This window comes from Phormidesmis sp. 146-33 (assembly GCF_052939515.1).
Window position 1 is genome coordinate 35,374 of record NZ_JBJPHU010000011.1, and the last position, 23,623, is coordinate 58,996.

General features: G+C 49.8%; 22 protein-coding genes, 1 tRNA gene and 1 riboswitch. Of the genes, 10 read left to right on the forward strand and 13 right to left on the reverse strand.

The window, feature by feature from the left end; all coding sequences use genetic code 11:
* Window positions 1-90: 90 nt before the first annotated feature.
* Both ACJ2PR_RS06835 and ACJ2PR_RS06840 read right to left on the reverse strand, forming a co-directional pair.
* Window positions 91-648, reverse strand: a complete 558-nt coding sequence (locus tag ACJ2PR_RS06835) for a glutathione S-transferase family protein (RefSeq protein WP_446876471.1) — start codon at window positions 646-648, stop codon at window positions 91-93.
* Window positions 649-743: 95 nt separating this feature from the next.
* Window positions 744-1,208 (reverse strand): hypothetical protein, encoded by a 465-nt coding sequence (locus tag ACJ2PR_RS06840; RefSeq protein ID WP_446876472.1) that lies wholly within the window; start codon window positions 1,206-1,208, stop codon window positions 744-746.
* Between the two features lie 409 nt (window positions 1,209-1,617).
* On the opposite strand from ACJ2PR_RS06840, the gene ACJ2PR_RS06845 reads away from it, so the two are divergent.
* A complete protein-coding gene (locus ACJ2PR_RS06845; RefSeq protein WP_446876473.1) occupies window positions 1,618-2,421 on the forward strand; it encodes a tetratricopeptide repeat protein in 804 nt (267 codons plus the stop codon).
* 36 nt (window positions 2,422-2,457) lie between these two features.
* On the opposite strand, the gene ACJ2PR_RS06850 is transcribed toward ACJ2PR_RS06845, so the two are convergent.
* From ACJ2PR_RS06850 to ACJ2PR_RS06865, 4 genes are all read right to left on the reverse strand, one after another.
* Complete coding sequence (locus ACJ2PR_RS06850; protein ID WP_446876474.1) at window positions 2,458-3,816, reverse strand: ABC transporter substrate-binding protein; 1,359 nt, start codon at window positions 3,814-3,816, stop codon at window positions 2,458-2,460.
* Window positions 3,817-3,997: 181 nt separating this feature from the next.
* A tRNA-Ser gene (locus tag ACJ2PR_RS06855) sits at window positions 3,998-4,086 on the reverse strand.
* Window positions 4,087-4,185: 99 nt separating this feature from the next.
* Window positions 4,186-5,280 carry a phospho-N-acetylmuramoyl-pentapeptide-transferase gene (mraY, locus tag ACJ2PR_RS06860; RefSeq protein WP_446876475.1) on the reverse strand — a complete coding sequence of 365 codons (1,095 nt, stop codon included), beginning with the start codon at window positions 5,278-5,280 and terminating at the stop codon, window positions 4,186-4,188.
* Between the two features lie 146 nt (window positions 5,281-5,426).
* Complete coding sequence (locus tag ACJ2PR_RS06865; RefSeq protein ID WP_446857489.1) at window positions 5,427-5,660, reverse strand: DUF3134 domain-containing protein; 234 nt, start codon at window positions 5,658-5,660, stop codon at window positions 5,427-5,429.
* A 268-nt stretch (window positions 5,661-5,928) separates the two neighbouring features.
* On the opposite strand from ACJ2PR_RS06865, the gene ACJ2PR_RS06870 reads away from it, so the two are divergent.
* From ACJ2PR_RS06870 to recJ, 4 genes are all read left to right on the forward strand, one after another.
* Window positions 5,929-6,513 (forward strand): PAP/fibrillin family protein, encoded by a 585-nt coding sequence (locus ACJ2PR_RS06870; RefSeq protein ID WP_446857490.1) that lies wholly within the window; start codon window positions 5,929-5,931, stop codon window positions 6,511-6,513.
* 91 nt (window positions 6,514-6,604) lie between these two features.
* On the forward strand, window positions 6,605-7,381 hold the full coding sequence (locus ACJ2PR_RS06875) for a PD-(D/E)XK nuclease family protein (protein WP_446876476.1): 777 nt from the start codon (window positions 6,605-6,607) through the stop codon (window positions 7,379-7,381).
* Window positions 7,382-7,408: 27 nt separating this feature from the next.
* Complete coding sequence (locus ACJ2PR_RS06880; protein ID WP_446876477.1) at window positions 7,409-7,981, forward strand: GNAT family N-acetyltransferase; 573 nt, start codon at window positions 7,409-7,411, stop codon at window positions 7,979-7,981.
* 83 nt (window positions 7,982-8,064) lie between these two features.
* Complete coding sequence (gene recJ, locus ACJ2PR_RS06885) at window positions 8,065-10,380, forward strand: single-stranded-DNA-specific exonuclease RecJ (protein ID WP_446876478.1); 2,316 nt, start codon at window positions 8,065-8,067, stop codon at window positions 10,378-10,380.
* 55 nt (window positions 10,381-10,435) lie between these two features.
* On the opposite strand, the gene ACJ2PR_RS06890 is transcribed toward recJ, so the two are convergent.
* Window positions 10,436-11,926, reverse strand: a complete 1,491-nt coding sequence (locus tag ACJ2PR_RS06890) for a glycosyltransferase family 2 protein (RefSeq protein ID WP_446876479.1) — start codon at window positions 11,924-11,926, stop codon at window positions 10,436-10,438.
* A 389-nt stretch (window positions 11,927-12,315) separates the two neighbouring features.
* Window positions 12,316-12,744 carry an FKBP-type peptidyl-prolyl cis-trans isomerase gene (locus tag ACJ2PR_RS06895; RefSeq protein WP_446857495.1) on the reverse strand — a complete coding sequence of 143 codons (429 nt, stop codon included), beginning with the start codon at window positions 12,742-12,744 and terminating at the stop codon, window positions 12,316-12,318.
* Window positions 12,745-12,914: 170 nt separating this feature from the next.
* Here ACJ2PR_RS06895 and ACJ2PR_RS06900 point away from each other — a divergent pair, with 170 nt between their 5' ends.
* The 4 genes from ACJ2PR_RS06900 to ACJ2PR_RS06915 all read left to right on the forward strand — a co-directional run bounded on the left by ACJ2PR_RS06900 (window position 12,915) and on the right by ACJ2PR_RS06915 (window position 17,524).
* Complete coding sequence (locus tag ACJ2PR_RS06900; RefSeq protein ID WP_446876480.1) at window positions 12,915-14,456, forward strand: phytoene desaturase family protein; 1,542 nt, start codon at window positions 12,915-12,917, stop codon at window positions 14,454-14,456.
* A gap of 41 nt (window positions 14,457-14,497) precedes the next feature.
* Window positions 14,498-15,412, forward strand: a complete 915-nt coding sequence (locus ACJ2PR_RS06905; protein WP_446876481.1) for a DMT family transporter — start codon at window positions 14,498-14,500, stop codon at window positions 15,410-15,412.
* 501 nt (window positions 15,413-15,913) lie between these two features.
* Window positions 15,914-16,201: a hypothetical protein gene (locus ACJ2PR_RS06910; RefSeq protein WP_446876482.1), complete on the forward strand. Its 288-nt coding sequence runs from the start codon at window positions 15,914-15,916 to the stop codon at window positions 16,199-16,201.
* A gap of 396 nt (window positions 16,202-16,597) precedes the next feature.
* A riboswitch (cyclic di-AMP (ydaO/yuaA leader) is annotated at window positions 16,598-16,726 on the forward strand.
* Window positions 16,727-16,852: 126 nt separating this feature from the next.
* On the forward strand, window positions 16,853-17,524 hold the full coding sequence (locus tag ACJ2PR_RS06915) for a universal stress protein (protein WP_446876483.1): 672 nt from the start codon (window positions 16,853-16,855) through the stop codon (window positions 17,522-17,524).
* A gap of 118 nt (window positions 17,525-17,642) precedes the next feature.
* On the opposite strand, the gene ACJ2PR_RS06920 is transcribed toward ACJ2PR_RS06915, so the two are convergent.
* Window positions 17,643-18,248, reverse strand: a complete 606-nt coding sequence (locus ACJ2PR_RS06920; protein WP_446876484.1) for a shikimate kinase — start codon at window positions 18,246-18,248, stop codon at window positions 17,643-17,645.
* Between the two features lie 115 nt (window positions 18,249-18,363).
* Between ACJ2PR_RS06920 and ACJ2PR_RS06925 the strand changes: the two genes are divergently transcribed.
* Window positions 18,364-18,507: a hypothetical protein gene (locus ACJ2PR_RS06925; protein WP_446876485.1), complete on the forward strand. Its 144-nt coding sequence runs from the start codon at window positions 18,364-18,366 to the stop codon at window positions 18,505-18,507.
* 102 nt (window positions 18,508-18,609) lie between these two features.
* Here the strand turns inward: ACJ2PR_RS06925 and ACJ2PR_RS06930 are convergent, their stop codons facing one another.
* The 4 genes from ACJ2PR_RS06930 to phoU all read right to left on the reverse strand — a co-directional run bounded on the left by ACJ2PR_RS06930 (window position 18,610) and on the right by phoU (window position 23,438).
* A complete protein-coding gene (locus ACJ2PR_RS06930) occupies window positions 18,610-19,182 on the reverse strand; it encodes a hypothetical protein (RefSeq protein ID WP_446876486.1) in 573 nt (190 codons plus the stop codon).
* A gap of 81 nt (window positions 19,183-19,263) precedes the next feature.
* Entirely contained in the window at window positions 19,264-19,884 is a 621-nt protein-coding gene (locus ACJ2PR_RS06935) for a flavin prenyltransferase UbiX (RefSeq protein ID WP_446867361.1), read from the reverse strand.
* A gap of 109 nt (window positions 19,885-19,993) precedes the next feature.
* Complete coding sequence (locus ACJ2PR_RS06940) at window positions 19,994-22,336, reverse strand: ribonuclease R family protein (RefSeq protein ID WP_446876487.1); 2,343 nt, start codon at window positions 22,334-22,336, stop codon at window positions 19,994-19,996.
* Between the two features lie 430 nt (window positions 22,337-22,766).
* Entirely contained in the window at window positions 22,767-23,438 is a 672-nt protein-coding gene (gene phoU / locus ACJ2PR_RS06945; RefSeq protein WP_446857505.1) for a phosphate signaling complex protein PhoU, read from the reverse strand.
* Window positions 23,439-23,623: the final 185 nt, after the last annotated feature.

The window sequence follows — 23,623 nt, forward strand, 5'->3', positions numbered from 1 at the left end:
ATTCTGCCCAAAATTTGTTGACTGATGGGGGATGGTAAAAGCTATCCCCTTTTTTGTCTGCGAATAGCTCCTATTCAAGCTTGAAAGGGACTATCTTCGACCGCCGATCGTCTTAACAAATGCAGGACGCTCCGACAGTCGCTGTACATAGTTCACCACGTTGGGATATGCACCAAAATCGAGCTTCAGCATCAGAGGAATGTATGACAGCATCGAGCCGATCGCTACATCTGCCACCGTAAAGCGATCGTCCAACACAAACGGCTGCTGCCCAAACAATTCATCTAACGGCTGCATCAGTCTAGGAAACTCTCGCTCTCGACTCGCTTCGACGAATACTCCTGGCCCCAGCGTTGCGTTGGCAAACAGAATCCACTGGGCGATCGTTCCTTGAGTTTCGGGCGAGTCGAATTCTTTGCTGTACTTCTGAGCTAGATAGAGCAAAATTGCGCCTGACTCCCAGAGAGAAAAGCCGCCATCGTCGATCGCGGGCACCTTCCCAAAGGGGTTAATCTGACGAAACTCAGGCTGCAAGTGTTCTTGAACCGACATGTCCAGCAGCACAAACTCGTAGGGAATTTCTAATTCTTCTAGATACCACTGCACGATCGAGGCCCGACTCCGCGCACCACCGTAGAGCTTCAACATTCGTAAACTCCTACTAAAAATATTCGCTGAAATTAGGGTACACTTGTACTATTCTAAAAGCATTGTTTGAGGTTGCCCCATGCCCAAATCCAAGCCTACAGCACCTTATGAGTGTGTTCGTGCTGTTTTACGTTGTCTTCGGTGCTGACGATACGCTGAGAATTGAGCACCCGTTTGCGTTCGGTAGAGTGGTTAAAGTCGGTGCGGGTTGTTCCGATCGCGATGTGAGACTGCGCCTGCGATCGTGCTTTAAACGTCCGAGCCGCCGCTGTCGCCCGAAAGCTGAAATCATCACAAAATTGAGCGTCAGCCGGAAAACCATCCGGGAGTTGAGGCGTTTCATCACTCAAAACGGTGCCGATCGTCGTCGCGATCGCTCTGGAGTAAGAAGTCGGAATCCCTTTGACGATCGCTTCGAGTGCCGCAGACGGAATCGGCTCAATCACCTTCACCTCATGCACTTCACCATCATCTTTGATATAGCAGGTTGCCAAACCCAGCACTAGATAGTCATCTGCGGTCAAATCGGACGTGTTGGGGTAGGAAAATGTGGTCGTCATAAACAGCTTGTTTAGCCCAGTTCAACACTGGTGCGATCGCTTGATTGCCGCATTTTATCAAGTTGAGCGATCAGTCTGCCCCAGGCTTTATGACTCGCAACACAGGTGAGCCGCCGTTAGTGAATTAATTTTGCGGGAATATTAAGGTTATGCAAAGTTCGCGTAAATTTCTATCCTTTCTGTTACCCAATCGTTTAACCCAGAAGTGTGAACCCGTGTGTCAATTCCTGTTTCGTCAGAAATAACCTGAATTGGCATTGTAGAACTTGTTGTCGAAACCACAACGCAACACGGCTGTCACCTCACAGATCTAAAATCTAACCGTAGACGTATCAGGTTGTGACACGTAGGCAGAAAAAATTTAGTCGTCAAGTCGATAAGGTTAATCCAGAAGCCTAGTGAGGATTGCATGAACGCTCGTACTTCTCTCAGTCAAGACAACTCCAGATCTTTACGTCCGACTTATCTCAAGAGTGGAAGAACGCACGTTACTCGCCGTAGCTCCACTACAAATCCGCTTCGCCAGCGTCGCAGACCTCTAGAAAGCACCCGTCGCACCACCTGGCTAGAGCCGAGTGAGCAGGATCGGTTGCTGAGACAACAATCCCTCTGTGAAGCTCGCAAAGGAAACTACAGGGACGCGATCGAGGGACTCAACCTTCTCCTCGAACGGAACCCCTCCAGCTCTGTAGACTTCAACAACCGAGGATTGGTTCATTTTCAATCGGGTCAGTTTGGCGCAGCGTTGGATGACTACAACTACGCCATTCATCTCAACCCCAAGTTGGCCAGCGCCTACAATAATCGCGCCAACTACTATGCAGCTCAAGGCTGTCTGACGGAGGCTCTCGCAGATTATGAAATGGCGATCGACCTCGACCCCACCAACATTCGCGCCTGGATCAATCAGGGAATTACGTTTCGAGAGCTAGAAGAATTTGCTCAAGCGATCGAGAACTTTGATCACGCCCTGCAAATCACCCAATTGTTGTCCAACGGTTCCACCAGCGTTTTAGAAGCCCACATTTTTGGGGCACGAGGGCGAGCGCACCATCTGTCAGGAGACTGGAACTATGCGAGCGCAGATTACAACCGGGCATTGGAGCGATTTAGCGATACAGATGCGATCAATTCAGCCGCCTCTCATCGCCTGTTGGCTCAAATTGACGGCTGGCTTAATGACCTGATCGCACCCCAATCGGGAGAGTTCTAAAGACTGACCGTTCAGAAATTTACTAGCTACTCCGGTCTACTGAGGGCTAACCTTGCCAATCACGGCTAGAGAGCCATCATCTTTGACTGTCCAAACATCGTAGTTGCCGATGACATCTCCACTTTCGTCAATATCGACGTTGCCGCTTGCGCCCTGGTAGTTGATCTTCTCGCCTTTTTTGAGAAGTTCTAGCCCTTTACAAACATCTGTGACTTCTGTCCCAGGAGCATTGGTCACTTCGCGCAGTTTGTCTTTGATGGCTTCTCCTGTATTGGCTTTGGCGGATTGGGCCGCTAATACTAGAATTGCGGCGGCATCCCAGGAATGGGCCGCATAGGGAGCGAGGGGACGCTTTTGTTTCTCAGCCCAAAGTTTTGTGAAGGCATCTAGCGCTTTGCCATTGGCACCCGGAACGGTACCGATCGCCCCGGACAAGATCGATTTGCCATCTTGAGTTTTGCCCACCTTGGAGACAAAATCGGGTGAATAAACGCCATCCGTTAGCAGCAGTTGAGTTCCTTTGCTCACCCCTTGCTCAAACGCAGACTTGACCAACAGACTGCCCGTATCCGCATAAAGCACAGCCGCCACCGCATCAGGCTTACCTGCAAAGGCTGCCGCCGCCTCAGTTTGAAACGTCGTTGCTTTGGGATCGTAGCGAGTCGGCTTAGAAGCGTTCGTGATCGTGCCGCCTAATTTCTCAAAGGCTTTTACAAATTCTTTTTCAAAGCCCACCCCGTAGTCGTTGTTGATGACGATCGTACCTGCCGTTTTAAAGCCGCGCTCTTGGGCTAATTTCGCCAGCGCTTGAGCCTGATAGGTGTCCGGAGGAGCCGTCCGCGCCCAATAGCCCTGAAACTTGCCTTCCTTCGCCTGTTGAGTAAAAACGGGACTGGTGCTGCCAGGGGAAATCAACACAACTTTATTGCGAACGGCTACGGGCAACGCTGCTGTCGAAACGCTACTGGCAAACGATCCGACGACTCCCGCCACTTTTTCAGCTTCGGCTAGCCGAGTCATGCCTTCTGTCCCCGCTGAGGGATCGGTCTGGTCATCGACCGAAACGAGGGTGACAGGTTCACCATTTACGCCACCGCACTGATTGACCGTCTCGACTAAAAGCGGAACTGTAGCAATCATTTGCTGCCCGATCGACCCCAAATCCCCCGTTGCAGGTAAGAGCGACCCAATCTTCAGCCCCTTTGCTTCTGTCGTGGGAGCGGCGGCTGGAGCGGTCGTTGTGCCCGGAGAGTCCGCATTGGGTGGAGGAGCGGCTTCTTGACAGGCTGCGGTGAGAAACCCGACGGCTAGGGTTAGGGCAGCAAGAACGACCCCTCGCGGGTATCTCGGAGAGACTGCCGACTTCGGCTTAGGATGTGAAGACAAGTGACTCATCGAATGTAAACCCCTCAATGTCTCGTATGCAGTTGCTAAAAGCCACAACCGCTTAGAAATGAGCCTCATCTTAAACCAATTGCCTCAGAAAATACACACGTTTGTCGATTTGGCTCAAAAACAAGAATGGGCCACGAATATTTAAAACATTCATGACCCATTACAAGTGGTCGATTTGGGACGGAGAGAGAGGGATTCGAACCCTCGGATAGTCCTAAAACCATCAACAGATTAGCAATCTGCCGCTTTCGACCACTCAGCCATCTCTCCAAGGTGTCGATTCACTATGATACTAGACTTTGCTTACATAAGCGACTCAGTTTCAAAATTAGTGAATCGAAACGTAAAACCATTTAGTTAGCGAGTTAGTTAGCGAATTGTGAAGGTGAGAATTGCCAGGAGGGTGGCGATCGCATAAAACCAGCCGACCACTTGAGTCTCTGTCCAGCCCGTCAACTCTAGATGATTGTGGAAAGGTGACATTTTAAAGAGACGCTTGCCAATGCCGTTTGAGTCCTTGGTTGCTTTGTAGTAGCTAACTTGGGCGATCACAGACAGCGTTTCGATCACAAACAATCCGCTCAAAATCAGTAGAGCAAACAGCGAATTGCTAATCAGGGCAACGGCCGCCAATGCACCGCCCAGCGCCAGCGATCCTGTATCGCCCATAAAAACGCGGGCCGGATTGCGATTGTGAACCAAAAATCCTATACAGCCGCCACTCAAACAAGCGCAGAAAACCATCAAGTCGGGTGAAGTCTGACCCACCAGGGCACCGAGACCCAGTAGCGCGATCGCCACCGTTCCCCCAGCCAAACCATCCATACCATCCGTTAAGTTGGTTGCATTGCTCTCAGCGACCAGCACAAAGGAAGCCAGCAGCCAAAACAAGCCGCCCAACGGCAACATTAATCCAAAGGGAAGCGCCAGAGTCGTGATGCTAACGGGCTGTGTGGCGTACATCCAGACGCAGAACGCGATCGCGAAGCCAATTTGTAGCCCCATCTTTAAGCGAGGCGAAATGCCCTTGTTGGACTTGTAGTGAATAATCTGCCAATCATCCAAAAAGCCGATCGCCGCATAGGCCATGGTTAGCGCAGAAACGGCCATTACATTCGGCGAAAAGTTGGAAAGCACGATCGCGATTCCCACTGCCACCGGAACAAAGAACGCGCCTCCCATCGTCGGAGTCCCTGCCTTCTTTAAGTGGGACTGCGGCCCATCTTCTCGAATCACCTGTCCTGCTTTGAGCACCCGCAGTAGCGGAACTGCCCAGAACCCCACACCAGCCGTCGCCAGAGCAGAAATCCACAAGGATAAAGTTAGCGAGGCTCCTTGGTCGAGCGATCGTCCAGCTAGCCAGTCTAACCCCAGCGCCGCTACCGAAAGCCCGATCGTCACGCACAAAAATAAGCGCGTTCCGGAAAGGCTGAATGACCGATTTGTAAATAACTTTGCGTCCACAAGAATCTCACTTCACTCCACAAGTACACCACACCAACCAAAGGACTTTTTTCGGGAAAATCGTCCAATACCTTGAACTTTAGGTCAACTCGGAAAGGTCTATGGTCAAGACTTGGTTAAGTTTGGCTAACCATAAACCGATCAACCTAATCTTCGAGATCTAAATCATCGTCGTCGTCGAGATCAAAGGAGTTGTCATCCTCTGAAATGAACTCCGTGATTTCTTCTTCGCTACCTGGATATTCAGCATCCACTGGCTCACGAGCCAACAGGCGGCCCGTATTTTCTAGCCAATCTAGAATCGAGGACTCTTGCTGGACTGGAATCACAGCGGCCCGTTGCCCACGCGGTTCTTCACGTAATGAGGGGTTGTAAGTCATAGACACAACAAAAATTAACGTTGCTTTACTTAAATCTTATACGCAGTGAAACAACCAGAGTCTACCATCCAGGAAGGAAATTGGAACAGGGAATTCTCACATTTTTTGGCAGATGTCAAGGTTGCTTTTTCCAGGTTAGAAATTGGCTATGAAAAGCGATCGCTGCATTTAAGAAAATTTGTAATAATCGTCCTCTGATCCCGACCGCAGAATTACGATTGGGTAATCAGTCGGCTATCCTATCATCTGTTTACGGGGTTGAACGCGAATGATCGGGAAGGCAGCACTATTAGAAACGATCGCAGGCAAAAATCGAGGCCTGCTGGCAACCGATTCTCAAAAGCAGGCGATTTTGGCGGCGATCGCTCAACTCGAAGATCGCAACCCTACGCCGCGTCCGATCGAAGCCTTGGATCTATTAGATGGTGATTGGCGGTTGATCTACACCACCAGTCGGGGGATTTTGAGCATCGATCAGGTGCCTTTTCTCAAATTGGGGCAGGTTTACCAAAGCATTCGCGCCCCCGAAGCCAAGCTCTACAACATTGCCGAACTGATTGGATTGCCCTTTGTCGAGACGATCGTCAGCATTGGGGCCCGATTCAAACCTGTCTCTGAGCGACGGGTAGATGTGAAATTTGAGCGATCAGTGATTGGACTTCAGCGACTTATCGGCTATCAAACCCCCGATCGCTTTATCGAGCAGCTTGAATCAGGACAAAAACTGGCGGCGATCGATTTCAGCGTCGAAAACCGCGATCAGCAAGGTTGGCTAGATATCACCTACCTGGACGAAGATCTCCGCATCGGACGCGGCAACGAGGGCAGCGTGTTTGTATTGACAAAAGGGTGATGGGAGAGAAGTGAGGTGTGAGGTGTAACGAAAAACTTAGAATGGGGTTAGCGATCGTGCCATTTCCCTTTCATCCCTCATCCCTGTTCCCATGCGTCTTTCCCAAGGACAGTTAAACCTCCTCGAAACCTGTCCGCGTAAGTTTCAGCACACTTATTTAGAACAGTTGGGAGCGCCCACCACACCCGATCAGCAGGCGCGCTTGATGTTGGGGAGCCGCTTTCACTCGTTGATGCAGCAGTGGGAGATGGGGCTTCCGGTGGAACCGTTTATTCGCGAAGACGAGCAGTTAAATCAGTGGTTTACGGCATTTGTGGGAGCGGCTCCCAGGATTTTGGAGCTAGAGGCACCCACCTTTCGTCAAAGTGAGCATCAGCGCACTCTGGAGGTAGAAGGGCATTTGCTGACGGTGGTGTATGACTTGTTGGTGATGAGCGACTCTCAGGCCCAAATTCTCGACTGGAAGACCTACCCAAAACCGTTGAAGTCAAGACAACTGGCAGAAAATTGGCAAACTCGCCTCTATCCGTTCGTGTTGGCGGAGACGAGCCACTACGATCCTGGGCAGATTTCGATGACTTACTGGTTTTTTCAATCGAAGTCTGGAGAAGACGCTGACCCGCAAAGCCTCAAGTTTTCCTACAGTTCAACGACTCATCAGCAAACTCAGCGAGATCTAACCCAGCTACTCCAACGATTGAGCGAATGGATCGATCGCTACGAGCAAGGCGAGTCTTTTCCGCAAGTGGCAGAAGGCTCAAAGCAGTGTGCAGACTGTAGTTTTGCAACGCGCTGTCAACGAGGAGATGGCGAGGAATCGACTGTACGCTTGCCTAACTTTGCAGAGATTCAAGAAATTCCGTTGTAATCAAGATAGGGCGTAGGAATTATTTTTATGACGGAATCTTTTAGCAGCGAAGTCATCTCAACTTCGATCGAAGTTCGGGATATGGAGATTGATGATCTGGCTGCCGTTTATCATTTGGGCGAAAGGCTTTTTACCAGCGATCTGTACCCCTACATTTATCGCACCTGGGATGAGTGGGAAGTGATCGGACTCTACAACACCGATCCCGAATATTGCTTGGTGGCCGCAGTGGACGATCGCGTCGCCGGATTCATTCTCGGAACCGTGATCAACAAAGCCTCGCTGGTTTATGGCTACATCATTTGGCTAGGCGTGTCTCCCGACTTTCAGCGGCGCGGGGTAGCGGACAAACTGGTCGATAAGCTGGTAGAACGCATGATCGATGATGGGGCAAGATTTATGATGGTGGATACCGATCCCGAAAATCTTCCCGCCGTTAAGTTCTTCGATCGCAAGGGTTTTGGCAATATGCGGCGACACGTTTTCTTATCGCTAAATCTCAGTGAGCATGAATACTACGGCAGACTGATCGCCTACGAGCGAGAAAAAGCAGAACGAGCCGTCTGGAAGCGTCCCCGTCGCCCAAACCCCAAAACATGAGATCCAAAATTTGAGATCCAAAACTTGAGATCCAAAATTTGAGATCCAAAATTTGAGGCATCCCAAAATCTGAGGAATTATTCATGTCAGCGATCGCTTGGGCTATTCAATCAGAGTTGCCACCAGCAGAATTCATTCAAACGCTTGAGTTTCACGGCGTGAAAGGTCGGTATGTGGCTCAACTACTTTGGCAACGGGGCATTCGCGACCCTGAGAAATTGGCGGGCTATTTGAATGCTGATCTTTACAAACCAACGAGCGCCTTTGAATTTGGGCAGGAGATGCGATCGGCGGTTCAACGGCTCAAAGCGGCTTACGAATCTCAGGAAACGATCGCCATCTGGGGAGATTTTGATGCCGATGGCGTGACTTCAACGGCGGTTTTGTGGGATGGGTTGGGAGAATTTTTTACCCAAAATCAGCAGCTTTTTTACTTCATTCCCAATCGGCTCACCGAGTCTCACGGCTTGTCCAATTCGGGCATTGACGCGCTCAAAGCAAAAGGCTGTCAGCTAATTGTCACCTGCGACACAGGCAGCACTAACCTGGATGAATTGACCTACGCTCAAAGTCTAGAAATCGACGTAATCGTCACCGACCACCACACCCTGCCCAAAGATCGTCCGCCTGTTGTCGCCATTCTCAACTCGCGCTATTTTCCTGCTGACCATCCGTTAGCCAAACTTTCAGGCGTTGCCGTCGCCTACAAACTGGTTGAGGCGCTCTACCAAACGATGCCAGAGGTGCCCAAAAAACCGTTAGAAACGCTGTTGGATCTGGTGGCGATCGGACTCATTGCCGACCTGGTAGAACTCAAAGGCGACTGTCGCTATCTCGCCCAAAAAGGCATCCAACAACTCCAGACTCACAGCAAACGCAAGCCCTCTGAACAGACCCGCCCCGGCATCACGAGATTGTTAGAACGGTGTCATCGGAGCGGCGATCGAGCCACCGATATTTCCTTTGGTCTCGGCCCGCGCATCAACGCTGTCAGCCGCATTCAGGGAGATGCTCACTTTTGTGTAGAGTTGCTGACGAGTCAAGACCCTCAGCGCTGTCAAAAATTAGCCGACGAGACCGAATTGGCCAACGCTCGCCGCAAAGCTTTACAAAAAGATGTCGCTCAACAGGTGACCGCCAAACTTGCCCAGCTAGATCTCTCCACCACAGGCGTAATCGTTCTCTGGGATGACCAGTGGAATCTGGGCGTATTGGGACTCGTCGCAGGTCAAATTGCTCAAGAATACGGGCGACCTACCATTCTTCTCAGCACCGAGGCAGCGAATCATTCTTCAGATCGATCGCTGGCTCGTGGGTCTGCCCGCTCTGCCAATCAAATTGATTTATACCAACTGGTCAAAGATCAGGCGCATCTGCTTCATCGCTTTGGCGGACATCCGTTTGCAGCAGGGCTGAGTTTACCTGTCGAAAATCTACCGCTCTTTGTCGAGGCGATCAACCAGCGATCGCGCCAACAGCTTCTTCCTGCTACGCCTTCCCTCAAAGCCGATCTACAGGTCACCGTTCAAGAATTGGGATTTGAGCTATTTCAAGAACTCAAACTAATCGAACCTTGCGGCATGGGCAATCCGATTCCCAAACTGCTAATCCAAAATTGCTGGTTTGAAGTGGGCAAACATCGCAACAGTCGCGACTGGAAGGGGCAAGAAGTCCGCTATATTCAAACCGAGTTCAAAATCCTGGACGAAACGGTCACAACGGGCTTTCCCGGTCTCTGGTGGGGACACTACAGCCACGAAATTCCTCAAGGTCGCTGTGATGCGATCGTCGAACTCGAAAACAATACCTTTCGCAAACAGTATGAAGTGCGCCTGGTGGCCGTTCGTCCCTGTGAAACCTCCGTTCAGACAGCTTCGCCACAAGTGGATTGGATTCTTGACTGGCGCACTGAGATGCCCTCCAATACCCCCGAAAAGCTGCTCAAAGTGCAAAGCTGCCCCACCAGTTGGAGCGAGCTACAAGCCTGGTTTCGTCGCGCCCTCAACGCAAAAAGTCACCTGGCGATCGCGTATCCTACGCCCACACTCACGCCTCCCCACGAGATTTGGGCCCAACTGGTCGGCATCGCCAAATATTTGAGCCGCACTGGAGAAACTGCCACGCGCCAGCAGTTGACCGAACGGTTAGGAATCAGCGATCGTCCCCTCAAAAGTGGCTTCAAAGCACTGGAATATTTGGGCTTTAGCGTCACTTATTCAGACCGCTTTCAGATCACCTGGAATGCAGCCAGAGAATCGCAGTCATCAGAAGCGATCGCCAGAGTCACCGAACAGTTTCTAGCTGAGATTCGAGAAGAACAGTTTTATCGTCAATATTTTTATCAGGTGCCGCTCACGACGATTCAAAATGTGGCATTTCAAACAACTTTTAATCTCTGATCAAGTTCAAAGAAGCGTGTGAGGAACCTCTGAACTGAGAAAGGAACGATTTTGGCTAGCTCGCTTTACGCAATACTTCTCGTCTAGAAGGTGTAGCCGCAACGGATTCGCGAAATCCACGCTTGGTGACAACCCACTCCGTATTACCCAAAATGTGATCGTAGATGGCAATAATCGCAATCACATTCTTAAACACACAATAGAACGGGATAAACAAGCAATAGACCACAAAATCCCGAATCGGATGTTTCACCATCTTATTTCTGACTCGCCACGCCACCAAAGTTTGAATCGGCCCGCTCATCAGCGTCAGAGCAGTGGTTGCCCACACATATTCTTGAGGAATGATCGGTGGCTCCGTCTGACTCAAACTCAAACTAAACAACATCGGAAAAATTTGCAGCGCGACAAAGTGAAACCCAGCGCTATAAATCAAAAGCAGCGTCCAATAAAGCTTTTGCCAGCCGTCTAACTTGTGAGAATGCAGCAGCGGCACTTGATGCTTGAGCGTCACTTCGAGCCAGCCTTGGGCCCACCGTTTGCGCTGAAACCAGAACGATCGCACGTCGATCGGAGCCAATTCTGTGGTGATAATGCTGGGTTCATGGACAATATTGTGTCCTCTCAGCAGGGTACGCAGGGTCGCGTCAATATCCTCCGTCATCATGCTAGGAGCAAACCGAATCCGCTTGAGGACAGCCGTCCGCCAATAGCCATTTGAGCCACAAAACATGCCCGTATCAGCCAGCAGCGACTTGGCAGGATGGCTCACCCCATACATGCACTCAAACTCAACAGCGATCATCCGCGTCAAAAAATTGCTATTGTTGTTGCGAATTACATTGCGACCCTGAACCACTGCGTAGCGATTACTCGCCAGCCAACTCCACGCACGTTTGAAGCAATCAGCGATCGGGCGATGGTCAGCATCCAAAATTCCCGTCACCTCGCCCGTGACAATTCTCAGCGCAGCATTCAGGTTTTCGGCTTTTGAGTGACTTTCTTCGACATACAGCAGGCGCAATTCTGGATACTGTTCGGCGAGGCGTTCTAGCTCATCTTCGACGGGCAGCCGAACCGGACTGTTGTACGCCAAAATCACTTCTAGCCCAGCTTCGGGGCGGTGCACATTGTTTAGGATGTACTTCAGCGTCTTGACAATGATGTGCTGCTCATTGGGCAGATATGCCACGACGACGAGAGAACACTTGGGCAGCGGGCGTTTTGGCTCAGACGGCAAATGTCGATGAGTAGCATAGGTGCGAGGCATTCTCAGCCAGCGTTGCAGCGTTCCGAGCCGAGGTTTTTGTTTGCGTGGAGTTGAGTAGGCGATCGCCGTTGAAACCGACTCCCCAATCACCACGATCGAGGTCAAAAAATAGAGGATGGGGATGCACACATGCAAGGCAAGGAGATTCCATCCGCTCTTCAAGATGAAGTAGTAAATCAGAGTGGGTAAGCCGATCACCACCACATGCGTGAAGATCACTTTGTCAATAACGGAACCAAAAACAACGATGGGCTTGTGCAGAAGTCCCTTCCTCATAATTTTTTAAGTTTTAACGAGTCCATATAGATAGAAACCATGCACAAGTAGTCTTGTCAAACTTCATGAGGAGATACAAACCGCGCAGATCTTGAGTCAGAAACTCTGAAAACCTTGTCTGACATGGCGTATGGAGGATGAGCAAGATTATCCAAGAATACAATAATCTTCTCAATCTGGATCTGCCGTGAGAGGCAAATCAGGCATTTGGCGACAATCGACTTCAGTTCCCCAACAATACATTACGGAAATTTAAGAAAGTTATACGATAATTTTTTCCGTAGTTACGAACGGACTGAGCAATTCCATTGATTTTCACAAAAATTGGCTCTGCCTCCAGACCGATCGCCCGGATCACAAAGCCAATCTCGTCGCCAAAAACTCAGAATTTAGCCAATTTCGACCAATTGAATGTCAAACGTCAGATCTTCGCCCGCTAAAGGATGATTTGCGTCGAGCGTCACTTCAGCCTCAGAGATGTCAGTGATCACCACGGGAATTGTCTGACCTGAAGGCTGTTGAATTTGTAGCTGTTGACCAACTTCGGGTTCTAAATCAGAGGGCATCTGGGTGCGATCGACCACTAGCACCATTTCTTCTCGATGATGACCATAGGCCTCATCTACCGGAATCACTTCTGTTTTAGAATCACCAGGACTCATGCCCACAACGGCTTTCTCAAAACCTGGAATGATATTGCCCGACCCGATCGTAAATTCTAAAGGATCGCCACTTGCCGAGGAGTCAAAAACCGTTCCGTCGTCCAGCTTACCTGTGTAGTGGACTTTGACCGTATCGCCTTGTTGTGCCTGTACCATGCATTAAGCTCCTTGTAATTGCGTAACTGCTCGATCGCACTTCATCACTACTTAAATTAGGGGAAAGCGCAATCGTCGCAAAGTTCCTTAAGTGAGAATTGCAATACGTTTTACTCTAGCCGCCCAGACTTCAAACCGGCCCGATCTAAACATTTACCTAAACATCTACGATGCAAAGTCAAACCAACGCAGACGCGCTCGTCATCGGCAGTGGAATCGGCGGACTGGTCGCGGGGGCCCTGCTGGCTCGATATGGCAAACGAGTAATTGTCTGTGAAAGCCACAATATTCCGGGTGGGGCGGCTCACAGCTTTGTGCGGCAGGGGTTTCACTTCGATTCTGGCCCGTCGTTTTATTGCGGATTGGCTGACCCCAATTCAGTCAATCCATTGCGACAAGTGTTGGACGTATTGGGCGAGTCGGTGGCAGCGATCGCGTACGATCCGTTTGGTCACTATCATTTTCCCGAAGGCACTTTTCCGGTATACGGTAACTCAGACCGCTATCGGCAATTGCTTGCCCAAATTACGCCTCAAGGGGCAAACCAACTGGCCCAACTCGAACAGCGCTTTCTCAAACTTTACGACAGCTTACGAGAAATTCCCACGCTGGCCCTGAGAGCCGATTTGAAGCTGATTCCAGTCTTGCTAAGTCGCTATCTGCCCACTTTATTGAAACTGCTGCCTCAGATAGGCGTGATTCAAGGGTCAGTGGGCGCACTAATGGATGAGACGGTAACCGACCCCTGGGTACGGCGGTTGATTGACTTGGAGTGCTTTTTGCTGTCAGGGTTGAAAGCTCACGGCACGATCGCCCCCGAAGTCGCCTTTATGTTTGGAGAGCGCACGCGATCGGTGATCGACTACCCAATCGGCGGCAGTGGAGCGATTATTCAAGCGCTGATCAGAGGATTAGAAAAGTGGGGCGGCACGCTTCGGTTGGGCACTCACGTTGAGCAGATTTTGGTTGAGTCTGGCAAAGTGCAAGGCGTACAGCTCAGAAAAGGGCTGAGAAAAGGAGAGACAAAAAGGGAAATTTTGACAGCTCCGATCGTGCTCTCTAACGCCACAGTTTGGGACACCTACACCAAGTTACTCAAACCGACTGATCTGCCTGCGGCTTACCGTCAGACTTCGCTAGACACGCCCACAGTCGATAGCTTTATGCATCTGCATCTGGGCATCCGATCGGACGGCTTAGAAAATCTGACCGGGCACCACGTCGTCGTTCACGATGCGGCTCAAGACATCACTACGCCAGGAAACACCTGCATGATTTCGATTCCCTCAGTCTGGGATGCAAATCTGGCACCCCCTGGACACCACGCCCTCCACGCCTACACGCTAGAACCGTTTGAGGGATGGCACCGAGACGACACCTATGAAGAGAGGAAAAGATCGCGATCGCACTCCCTGTTTCGTGCGTTAGAACGGATTATTCCTGACCTGCGATCGCGCATTGTCCTGGAGCTAATCGGCACTCCCCTCACTCACGCCCATTACTTGCGCCGTCATCAGGGGACGTATGGAGCCGCGATCGCCGTTGGTCAAGGCAGGTTTCCCAGTTGCCATACGCCCATTTCTGGACTTTACCGCGTCGGAGACAGCACGCTTCCCGGAATTGGAGTGCCCGCTGTCGCCGCCTCTGGAATTCTCTGCGCCAATACGATCGTCGAGCCTCACCAAACAGCAGACCTCTTGAAAAAGGTTTGAGTTCTGAGTTTTAGATTTGCCGCCCTCACCTTCTGTCTGCTATGTCCTTACTTCCCGCTGGTTTGCTCCAATTTAGAGGAGAATTTGCTGCGCTGACGGCCGCTTTGATTTGGGCGATCGCTTCCATCATCTATACAGGTGTCGGACGGCAGGTGTCGCCCTTGATTTTAAATCTCACTAAAGGGTGGATTGCGATCGTCTTCCTGCTGATTACGCTGGTTTTACAAGGACAACCCATTCCCGATATCAGCCCCACAAGCTGGATTTTGCTCCTCCTCAGCGGCATTTTGGGCATCGCCTTTGGAGACACCGCTTACTTCAACACCCTCAACTGCATCGGAGCCAGACGAACGCTGGTCTTGGAAACCCTCTCCCCCTCTTTGTCAGCCCTATTAGCCCTGATATTTCTGCAAGAAAGTCTGCCGCTCTCAGCCTGGTTAGGAATCGGACTGACCCTCACCGGAGTGATATGGGTCGTCCTCGAACGGGTTCCCCCATCTGAAGCTGAAACTCACTTTCGTCCCCTACGAGGTCTAATCTTTGGCGTTTTGGCAGCCCTGGGACAATCTGGAGGAGCCGTCTTATCACGGGCCGCCCTGTCAGGAACTAATGTAGACCCTCTCTGGAGTACCCTGATCCGATTATTGGGATGCACGATTGTCCTGCTTCTCTGGGTCGTTTTGCAGGGGCAGTCTCGTAGTCTAATCAAACCACTCCAGTCTCATCGATTGCTCAAGGTAGTAGTCGGAACCGCCTTTGTCAGCACCTACCTGGGTATCTGGCTTCAGCAGACCGCTTTAAAGTATGCCGCTACTGGGGTTGCTCAGGCGCTCACCAATACAAGTCCTTTATTTATTTTGCCGATTGCCGTTTACATGGGTGAAAGAGTTAGTTTGAGAGCAGTTTTGGGGGTGGCGATCGCGTTGACTGGAGTTTACCTGCTGTTTAGAGCCTAAAAGTTAGTTCAAAAAGTGAGCATTTCATGACTAATAACCTATGACCGATTGCCTAGATGCATCAGTATCGCCGCAAACGATCCCTCATAAGTAAGAGACATGGCACCGTGTTTTTTTGCTACAACCAAAGGGAGATCATGGAGTCAGTAGCATTCACTCAAGGCACAATAGACTCCTAAAACCGTAAACTTTGAGTGACATCACTTCTAGGAAAAGAGAATTTTTGGTTGGCTCAGATCAGTCCAGCAAGGAGCAAATTCAAGTAAACTTTCTACTAAACGTATCAGGTAGCGACTCATACGAAACCCTTGTCCGTAGATTTGAGGTAGTTTATTTTTTAATACCTCTCATCTTGAAAACAGCTTACGTATTCACGCTCATGGAATCAGCAGAGCTTCCCTGTATTTGTATAGAAGGCGCTTCGGATACCATTTCTCGTCCATTAACAAGCGATTGAAGCCCTATCAGTTCCTAAAACATCATTCATGAGGGTTATCCACAATGCAGACACTGTTGTTCTTCCTGGGTGTTTTTTACCTTGGTATGATGCCCATTTTGTTTATCGGCTGGCTGGGTTTTTTCCGACAAGACGCTGATATGTCAAAAGAAGAAAAACAGATGTCTTTAATTGTGTTGACGATCGCGACGCTACTTTGGCCGATCGTTTTACCCTTTGCTTATTTAGAGCTGCTTGGCAAATTCAAAAGAGCTACTAGAACCAATCGTCTATACAAAAATTTGTTAGAAACAAACGTCGAAACAAACGTCACAAATTCTCAACTTTGTTAATTAAGAGATTCTCTAGCCAGAAAGCAGTCTCCCAAGAATCTCCACTACCCCAGAGGCTGCTCAAAACATCTGATTAAACTTCCTTTTAAGCTGAGTCTTTAGACAGATATTAATCTAAAATCTTTATGAAATAGTTGTATTTGTAGTCTAGATAACAGACACTAACAAAACATATCTTTTCATAGGACAGGCAGACCTGTAATTTGCGCTGTTATACTGTTAGAGTTTGCGGTTAAATAAACTCAAGCAGAAACGATTTTTGTCTTAAAAGTAGCAGCCTTTTACCATAAAGCTGCACTAGATTGATCAATGAAGGATTCCATAACTCTAAGTTGGATTCTCCTTCATGTGCCGTCAAACCATTATTTGAGTGGGTAGCCTAATCTAAATTTTGGCTCAGTAAATGTTCTGAGTTGCGAATTTGAAGCGGAGGAACCAACCTTTTGGGGCGAATCTTACCCAGATTAAGAGAGACACCTTCCAGTCTTAGCCCGTCAGCTAACTCCGTCGGCAATGGGAGGAGCGCCCAAGACTTGCTACTGTCAGCAACTGTCATTGAGGTCTCCTGGTATCTCAAGCTCGGATTTGTTCTGAGTGTTGAGTTTAGCCCTGACCCACCTCTCGCCTATCCTAATCCTGAGAGGTTTTACTGTGAATATTTTGTCCATGTTGGTGCGGCTTCAAAGCACGCTGGGTCGTTCTGATCTAGTGAATCAAATGGTGCTTTTGCCCAAAGCGCATTCTCTGACCCCAAATTCTAAGCAAGAAATCAATTTGGCGGTTGGCTATTCGGGTTCTCCTTGTAGTCAAACGGCTCTAGACTTGACGCTGTGGATTGCCCATCAGACCCGGCTCGCCACTGGCAAACAAGTCACTGTACAGGTTGTGTATGTCGTCGAAAACAAAACGACTAAGATCCCGGTCTATTGCCCTACAGAAAGCATTCGAGAGGTTGAAAATCGGGTAGATCTGAGAGAGCGCCCATATCCTCGCAAAGCCGATCGTCAGGGTCATCAGACAGCAGTAGTCGAGCTACCCGAACTCAGTGATTTCATCCAACCAATCGGGATGTCGGACGTATTTGAGCAAGCCGATCGCATTCTCTGGCAAGCGCGCTGTCTAGCGGATGAGTGGCGAGGGTCACTAAAGACGCATCTGCGATTTGGCACCGTAGCCGAAGAGTTAAGGTCTGTGGTTCAGGAAGAGTCCGCTTCACTCTTGATTTTGGGTTGTGAAACGACTGCTCATTCGCTGGTACAGCAGTTAGGTCAGGACTTTCCCTGCCCCATTTTGGGCATTCCTTCAGCGTTGGACAACGATTGAGAAAAGGCTATTCGTCCAATCTTGAACTCTGCAACGTATGAGAGGGTGGAGATAAGAGAATCATTGGGGAGTTATTTTCCCGTCTGATTCTCTCATTTCTGCCCTAACTGTTTTGAAGCTAGTTGTTTTGAATCTGATTCTGAATTTTATAAGGAGCCTCTCGATTGAGTCGATCGATCTCCTGAGTGGCGGCGATCTTCTGCTGACAGGCTTGAGCGATCGCTTCCATAACTCGGCTAGACACCTCAGTCGGAGACTCGTTAGCTTGTGCTGTAATTTTCACATCTGCCTGAGCGTATAGGGATTGACGCTGGGCTGTCAGCGTGTTGAGTCTCGCTTTGAGCGTTTCTGAAGACTGTAGCAGGGGACGGCTGCGATCGTGCTGCAAGCGATTGTAAAGCTCATCCAGGGGCAAGTCTAGCCAAACGATGACTCCATGCCGCAGATATCCCCAGTTTTCGGGTTTGAGGACAATACCGCCGCCCGTCGCGATCGCAAGTCGAGTGTAAGGAGCTAATTCTGCCAAAACGTTAGTTTCTAGCTGTCGAAACGCTGCTTCACCCGACTCTGCAAAGATTTGAGAAATTGACTGCCCGCTGGCCTGCTCAATGACGGCATCAACATCAAAAAATTGGTAATCAAGTTGGTCTGCCAGCAAGCGTCCGATCGTGGTTTTGCCAACCCCCATCATGCCGATGAGATAGAGATTTACGCCTTTTAACAAAAGAGTTGTCCGTTGATTGAATAAGGGTTCTACACCAGCCTAGCGTTTTTGGAGGATTGAGCGATCGCTGCTTTTGACCAGACGAATTTCGATAGAAGACTTGCTGCATAAATGAATGGGAGCCACTGCGATCAACATGGTTGTCACCCCCGTTTTGACTGACCTGCTCTACACGCAGCATCTTGCTTACAAAGCGGACACTTATCACAACACGATCGAGAGCCTGGAGAGAATGTGGCTGCGATCGAAGTCCCGGTAGATAGTTAGTTTAGCGAACTCAAAAGATTTAGCTAACTGTCAAAAATACGGTCAAGAACACAGTGGAAGAATTAGCATTTCTCAAGCGATAGAAGCAATTCTTTCATCCCTCATCGTCCTCATTTTGGTCGAGATTGCGGTTTGGCGGAATGATCACCCGGTAGTCAGCATCCACCACAGAGTCAGGCGCAGCAGGGCGAGTCGCTTTAGGGTCGCGGTAGCTGTAAGAGTAGGATGAGCGAGTCTCAGAGTCAGGGGACGGAGAAGCGGAGGTGCGTTTGCGGTCTTTTGGTTCGTCTTCCCAGCTTGAATTGTCGTCAAACCAATCTGAAGCGTCTTCCTCCCAGTCTGATGATTTGTTGGCAGCTTGGGGCGTGGGTTCTGAAGCAGGGGACTGCGTGTAGGAATAAGCTCTAGCGGAAGACTGATCAAACGATCGCGCCTTTTTTCGTCCTTTGCGTTGAGCGGTGAAGCCTGTCAGCCGAAACAAAATCGAAATGACAAGGGTGGTGACAATGCCTGCCGCAATCGCGCCCAAAATCCATAGCGACAAGGGAAATGCAGGCGATCGAATGCCCAAAAAGACAAGCTGCATCGACGGTGCCCAGTTGGGCAACACAAACAGCAGCAACAGGACGGCAATTCCGAGCAGCAGGATGAGACGAAGAAGAGGCATAGTTTTTGAGTCTTGAGTTGTGAGCGTTGAGTTTTGAGGTGGGCAAATTCAAATCTCAAAACTGAGAACTCATTGTTGATCCTAGCCTTCTTTCCAGCGATCGATAGGAACGCAGTCAATTTCTAACTGATCCAACGCACGGGCGACGACAAAATCGACGAGATCTTCGATCGTCTGAGGGTTGTGATACCACGCCGGGATCGCGGGTACAATCCGGGTTCCCGCTTCTGCGAGGGTGGTCAGATTGCGAAGATGAATCAGGCTAAACGGCGTTTCGCGCGGCACAATCACCAGCCTGCGACCTTCTTTAAGCTGCACATCAGCCGATCGCTCCAGCAAATCAGAACTCAATCCGACTGCCAATTTTGCCACGGTACTCATACTACAGGGAATCACCAGCATTCCTACCGTACGAAATGAGCCACTGGCGATATTAGCACCGACATTAGTAGCTGAGTGACAGGTCAGTTGACCGCCAAGCTCGACTCCACACTGCTGCCGCCAAAATTCCTCTTGTTGCAGAGGGTCAGCAGGCATCCGAATATTTTTCTCAGCTTGCCAGACCATATAGGTTGCTTTAGAAGCGACAAGCTCGATCGTATACTCCGCCTCTAGCAAATACTTGAGCGCACGAACAGCATATATCAGCCCAGAAGCTCCTGAAATGCCCAAGATGAGTGGACGAGAAGAATTAGAAGGCACAGAAGACGCTCATTGATTTTAAGTTCGGATTTTGAATCTAACATTCTGAGCAGTTTTTACACTTAAACCCAAAACTCAATACTCAAAATCTTCCTTATTGTCCTCCTTATTATTCCTCACTATCGAGTTCTTGATCGGGAGCGTTGTCTTCACCTTCGAGATCTTCCTCGCTGGCTTCGCTGCCTCCGCCTACAGCAATCAGGTCAATCTGCTGACGGTAATAATCGACACTCTTGACCTGCACTTCGATTCGATCGCCCAGTCGATACTGTTTGCGATTCTTGCGTCCGACGAGGGTTTGTTGGCGCGATCGAAACTCATACCAGTCATCCTTGAGCGAACTGACATGAACCAGCCCCTCGACCAAGAGTTCTTCGATCTCAACAAACAAGCCGTAGGATTGAACTCCCGTAATCAGCCCGTGGAAGATCTCGCCCGTGCGTTCTTTCATCAGTTCGGCTTTTTTCAGCCCTTCCAGGTCGTTTTCGGCATCCTGGGCAATTTTTTCGCGTTCGCTCAGATGCACCACCACGGCTGAAAAATGGCTCTCTAATTCTTGATGAATTTCGGTGGGCAATACGTTCCAGGTGATTTGTCCGTGACTGGAGCTATGACGCAGATGGACGCTTTCTTTGGCACGAGTAGAGCGACGATCGCGCCCGTCTTCAAACAAAGCATGGAGGGCCCGATGCACCAGCAAATCAGGGTAGCGCCGAACGGGAGACGTAAAGTGAGTGTATCCCTGCTCTAAAGACAGCCCAAAGTGCGATTTTGGAGTCGTGCTATAGAAAGCAGGTTTGAGCGTGGACAACAGCAGATAAGTTAGTACTCGTTCTGATTCTGATTCTGCAAATTTGTGGGTTAGATTTTGATAGTCCTGCGGATGCACCTCGTCTTCCTGTTCTAGCTTTAGGTCAATGCCCATGCTGACGGCTAGCTTGATCAGTTCTTGTACGTCGTCTGGGTCGGGCGTGGGGTGGACGCGATAGACAGCAGGAACTTCTAAAGCGTGAAGGTGAGTTGCGACGGTCTGATTGGTCAACAGCATCAACTCAACAATCATCGAGTGAATGGGCAACGTCGAAGAAACGACTACCGCTCCTAAAGATCCTTCGTCGTCGTAGTGAAACTTGCTAAATGTGTACTTATCAGCTTCTTCAGGGGCTTCTGACCCATCGGGACGAGCGTAAATTTTTTCGGGCAGATTGAGTTCAAAGGCTCCTCGCTGGCGGCGCTGCTCTTTGATGGCGTGGCTCAACTCTGACAAGTGAGACAGCATTTCAAAGATTGGCTCAAATTCTTGAACTTCTTCGGTGTGCTGCTTGGCGAGAATCAATTCTGCCTGGTGATAGCTGAGTTGATAGTTGATCTGAATCACCGTCGGCTGAATTTCAAACTCAATCACTTGCCCGTCTGTGTTTAACGTCAGCACGACCGAAATCGCCAATCGATCTTTTCCGGGCTGTAGCGAACAGAGGTTGTCAGTGAGTTGCTCAGGCAGCATGGGCAGCACCAATTCGCCCAAATAGACCGAAACGCCGCGTCTTTGAGCTTCACGATCGACCGATCCGCCCGCCTCAACATAGTGGGCCACATCGGCAATATGAATGCCTAACTGCCAGTTGCCGTCATCGGTGCGATCGAGCGTAATCGCATCATCGGCACTATCGGTCGCCTGCGCTTTGATCGTAACCGTCGTCAACCCGCGCAAATCCAGCCTTTTTTTCAGTTCGACTTTGCTAATTTTGGCGGATAGTCCTTTTGTGGCGGCCAAAACATGGTCTGGGAAAGCCCGCGGTAAGTCATGTTTGCAGCAAACGATATCGATGTCGGCCGCTTCAGAATCGGGGCCGAGAATTTTGGCGACTTTGCCGATCGGGGCATGTTGCCCCAATGGATAGCGCTGCACTTCGACATGCACCAGGTTATCGATCGCGTCTTCTAGATGATTGCCGTTTTCTCTAAGATCCAACTCAAATAAGAGACGATCGTCCAACGGCACAGCCCGATAGTCTCCAGAATCCGCTTTCTTGAGCCGAGCCAGCACCGAAGGATTTGCCCTTTCTAAAATTAACCGAACTTCACCTTCAGGACTGCGGCGACGACTGCCTTCTTTGGTCACACGCACCAATACGCGATCGCCGTTCCAGGCATGATTTAGCTGGCTTTCGCGAATGTAAATATCTTCTGACCCTTCGATATCTTGAATTGCAAAACAAAAGCCCTTACTCGAACAGCGCAGCTTACCTTCGACCACGCCGTCTTCGGTGACTCGACGATATTTGCCTCGCTCTTTCACCAAAATGCCGACTTTTTCCAGGGCATCTAGCGTAATCTGCAATCTGCGGAGACTGGCTTCGTTGAGACACTCTAATTTTTTCTCTAGAGCTTTGGGGGCGACCAGCTTATCTTCTGTAAAATTTGCCAGCAGTTCGGCGATCGAGAATTCCATGCAGCGATATGTCCTCGTAATCTTCTGTTCGTTCGTGCGTTTCGCGCTTCCACAGAGTCAAGTCAACCCCCTTTCACTCAACGCAAAAAGGCACTCGCCTGTGTGGTTTCCCCGTTGGGCAGTGGGGAGTCTGCGGTTTTCAGCCGTCACAGCCCGATCGCAGTCAGTTGACCCAAGCTCACCCAATTGCTCAGTTCATTGTCTCGAATGACAATTCTAGAGACCTCTCCTCTCAAAGCGTGTTGGATGTCTCTGCGAAGTGTCGCACACTCAGGTCGCTTGTCTGCCCACGATCGGTCACCTAAGTTAACCCAAAAAGGTCATTCTAACGATCTTCACTCAGGTTTTTCAGATAGGCGCTATTTTCAATACTGTCATGAAAAGGGGCACGATCGCCACAAGAAGTAGGGATGAGAGAGAACTTCGTTCCTTACCTCTGCCCCGTCACGATGTAAGCCACTCGCTTTCCAATATTAGTGGCGTGGTCGGCCATGCGTTCCAAGTGGCGAATCAAGAGCACTAAAAGAACGATCGGTTCTACAACACCTTGGATGTCAGACTGATGTGCCAGGACAGTATAAAGATTTTCGTAGTCTGAATCGACCGCATCATCCTTGAGTTTCACCTCTAGCCCAGACTCCGCATCCAAATTAGATAACGCAGCCAAACTCATCGCTAACATGGCCCGACAGCGATCGAACATCATCCGAATTTCGCCCATGTGAGGAGAAACCGGGTAAGGAAATAAGCGAACGGCCACATCTCCCAAGTTTTTGGCGTAGTCTCCGATGCGCTCTAAGTCACGGACAAGCTGCATCACGGCACTCAGCAGCCGCAAATCTTGAGCCACAGGAGACTGAAGGGCGATTAAATTAACACATTCCAACTCGATCTGTTTGTAGAGGCGATCGATTTGCTTGTCCTGAATCCTAATTCGCTGGGGCGCATCTAAGTCTTGCTCAAACAAAGCCTGCCTCGCTAAGCAACAAGAATTTTCAACAAGCGCCCCCATTCTCAACACATCTCGCTGAATGCGCTTAAGCTGACGTTCAAAATTGATCCGAAGTGGTTCTTGACTTTCCAAAGCTTTTTTATAAATCATTTCATAAGAGACAATAAAGGCTGATCTGGTTATTAGAACTCCTCTTAAGTGACCCACTATAGCAAGACTTTTTGGCGAGGTCAGGTATCGAGCAGAACCTTTGAGATTAACTTTTTAGATTTAATTTAAGGAAAAGGTGATCACAATCTGAGATAATCCATTACTTTATAATTTCTCACACAGAG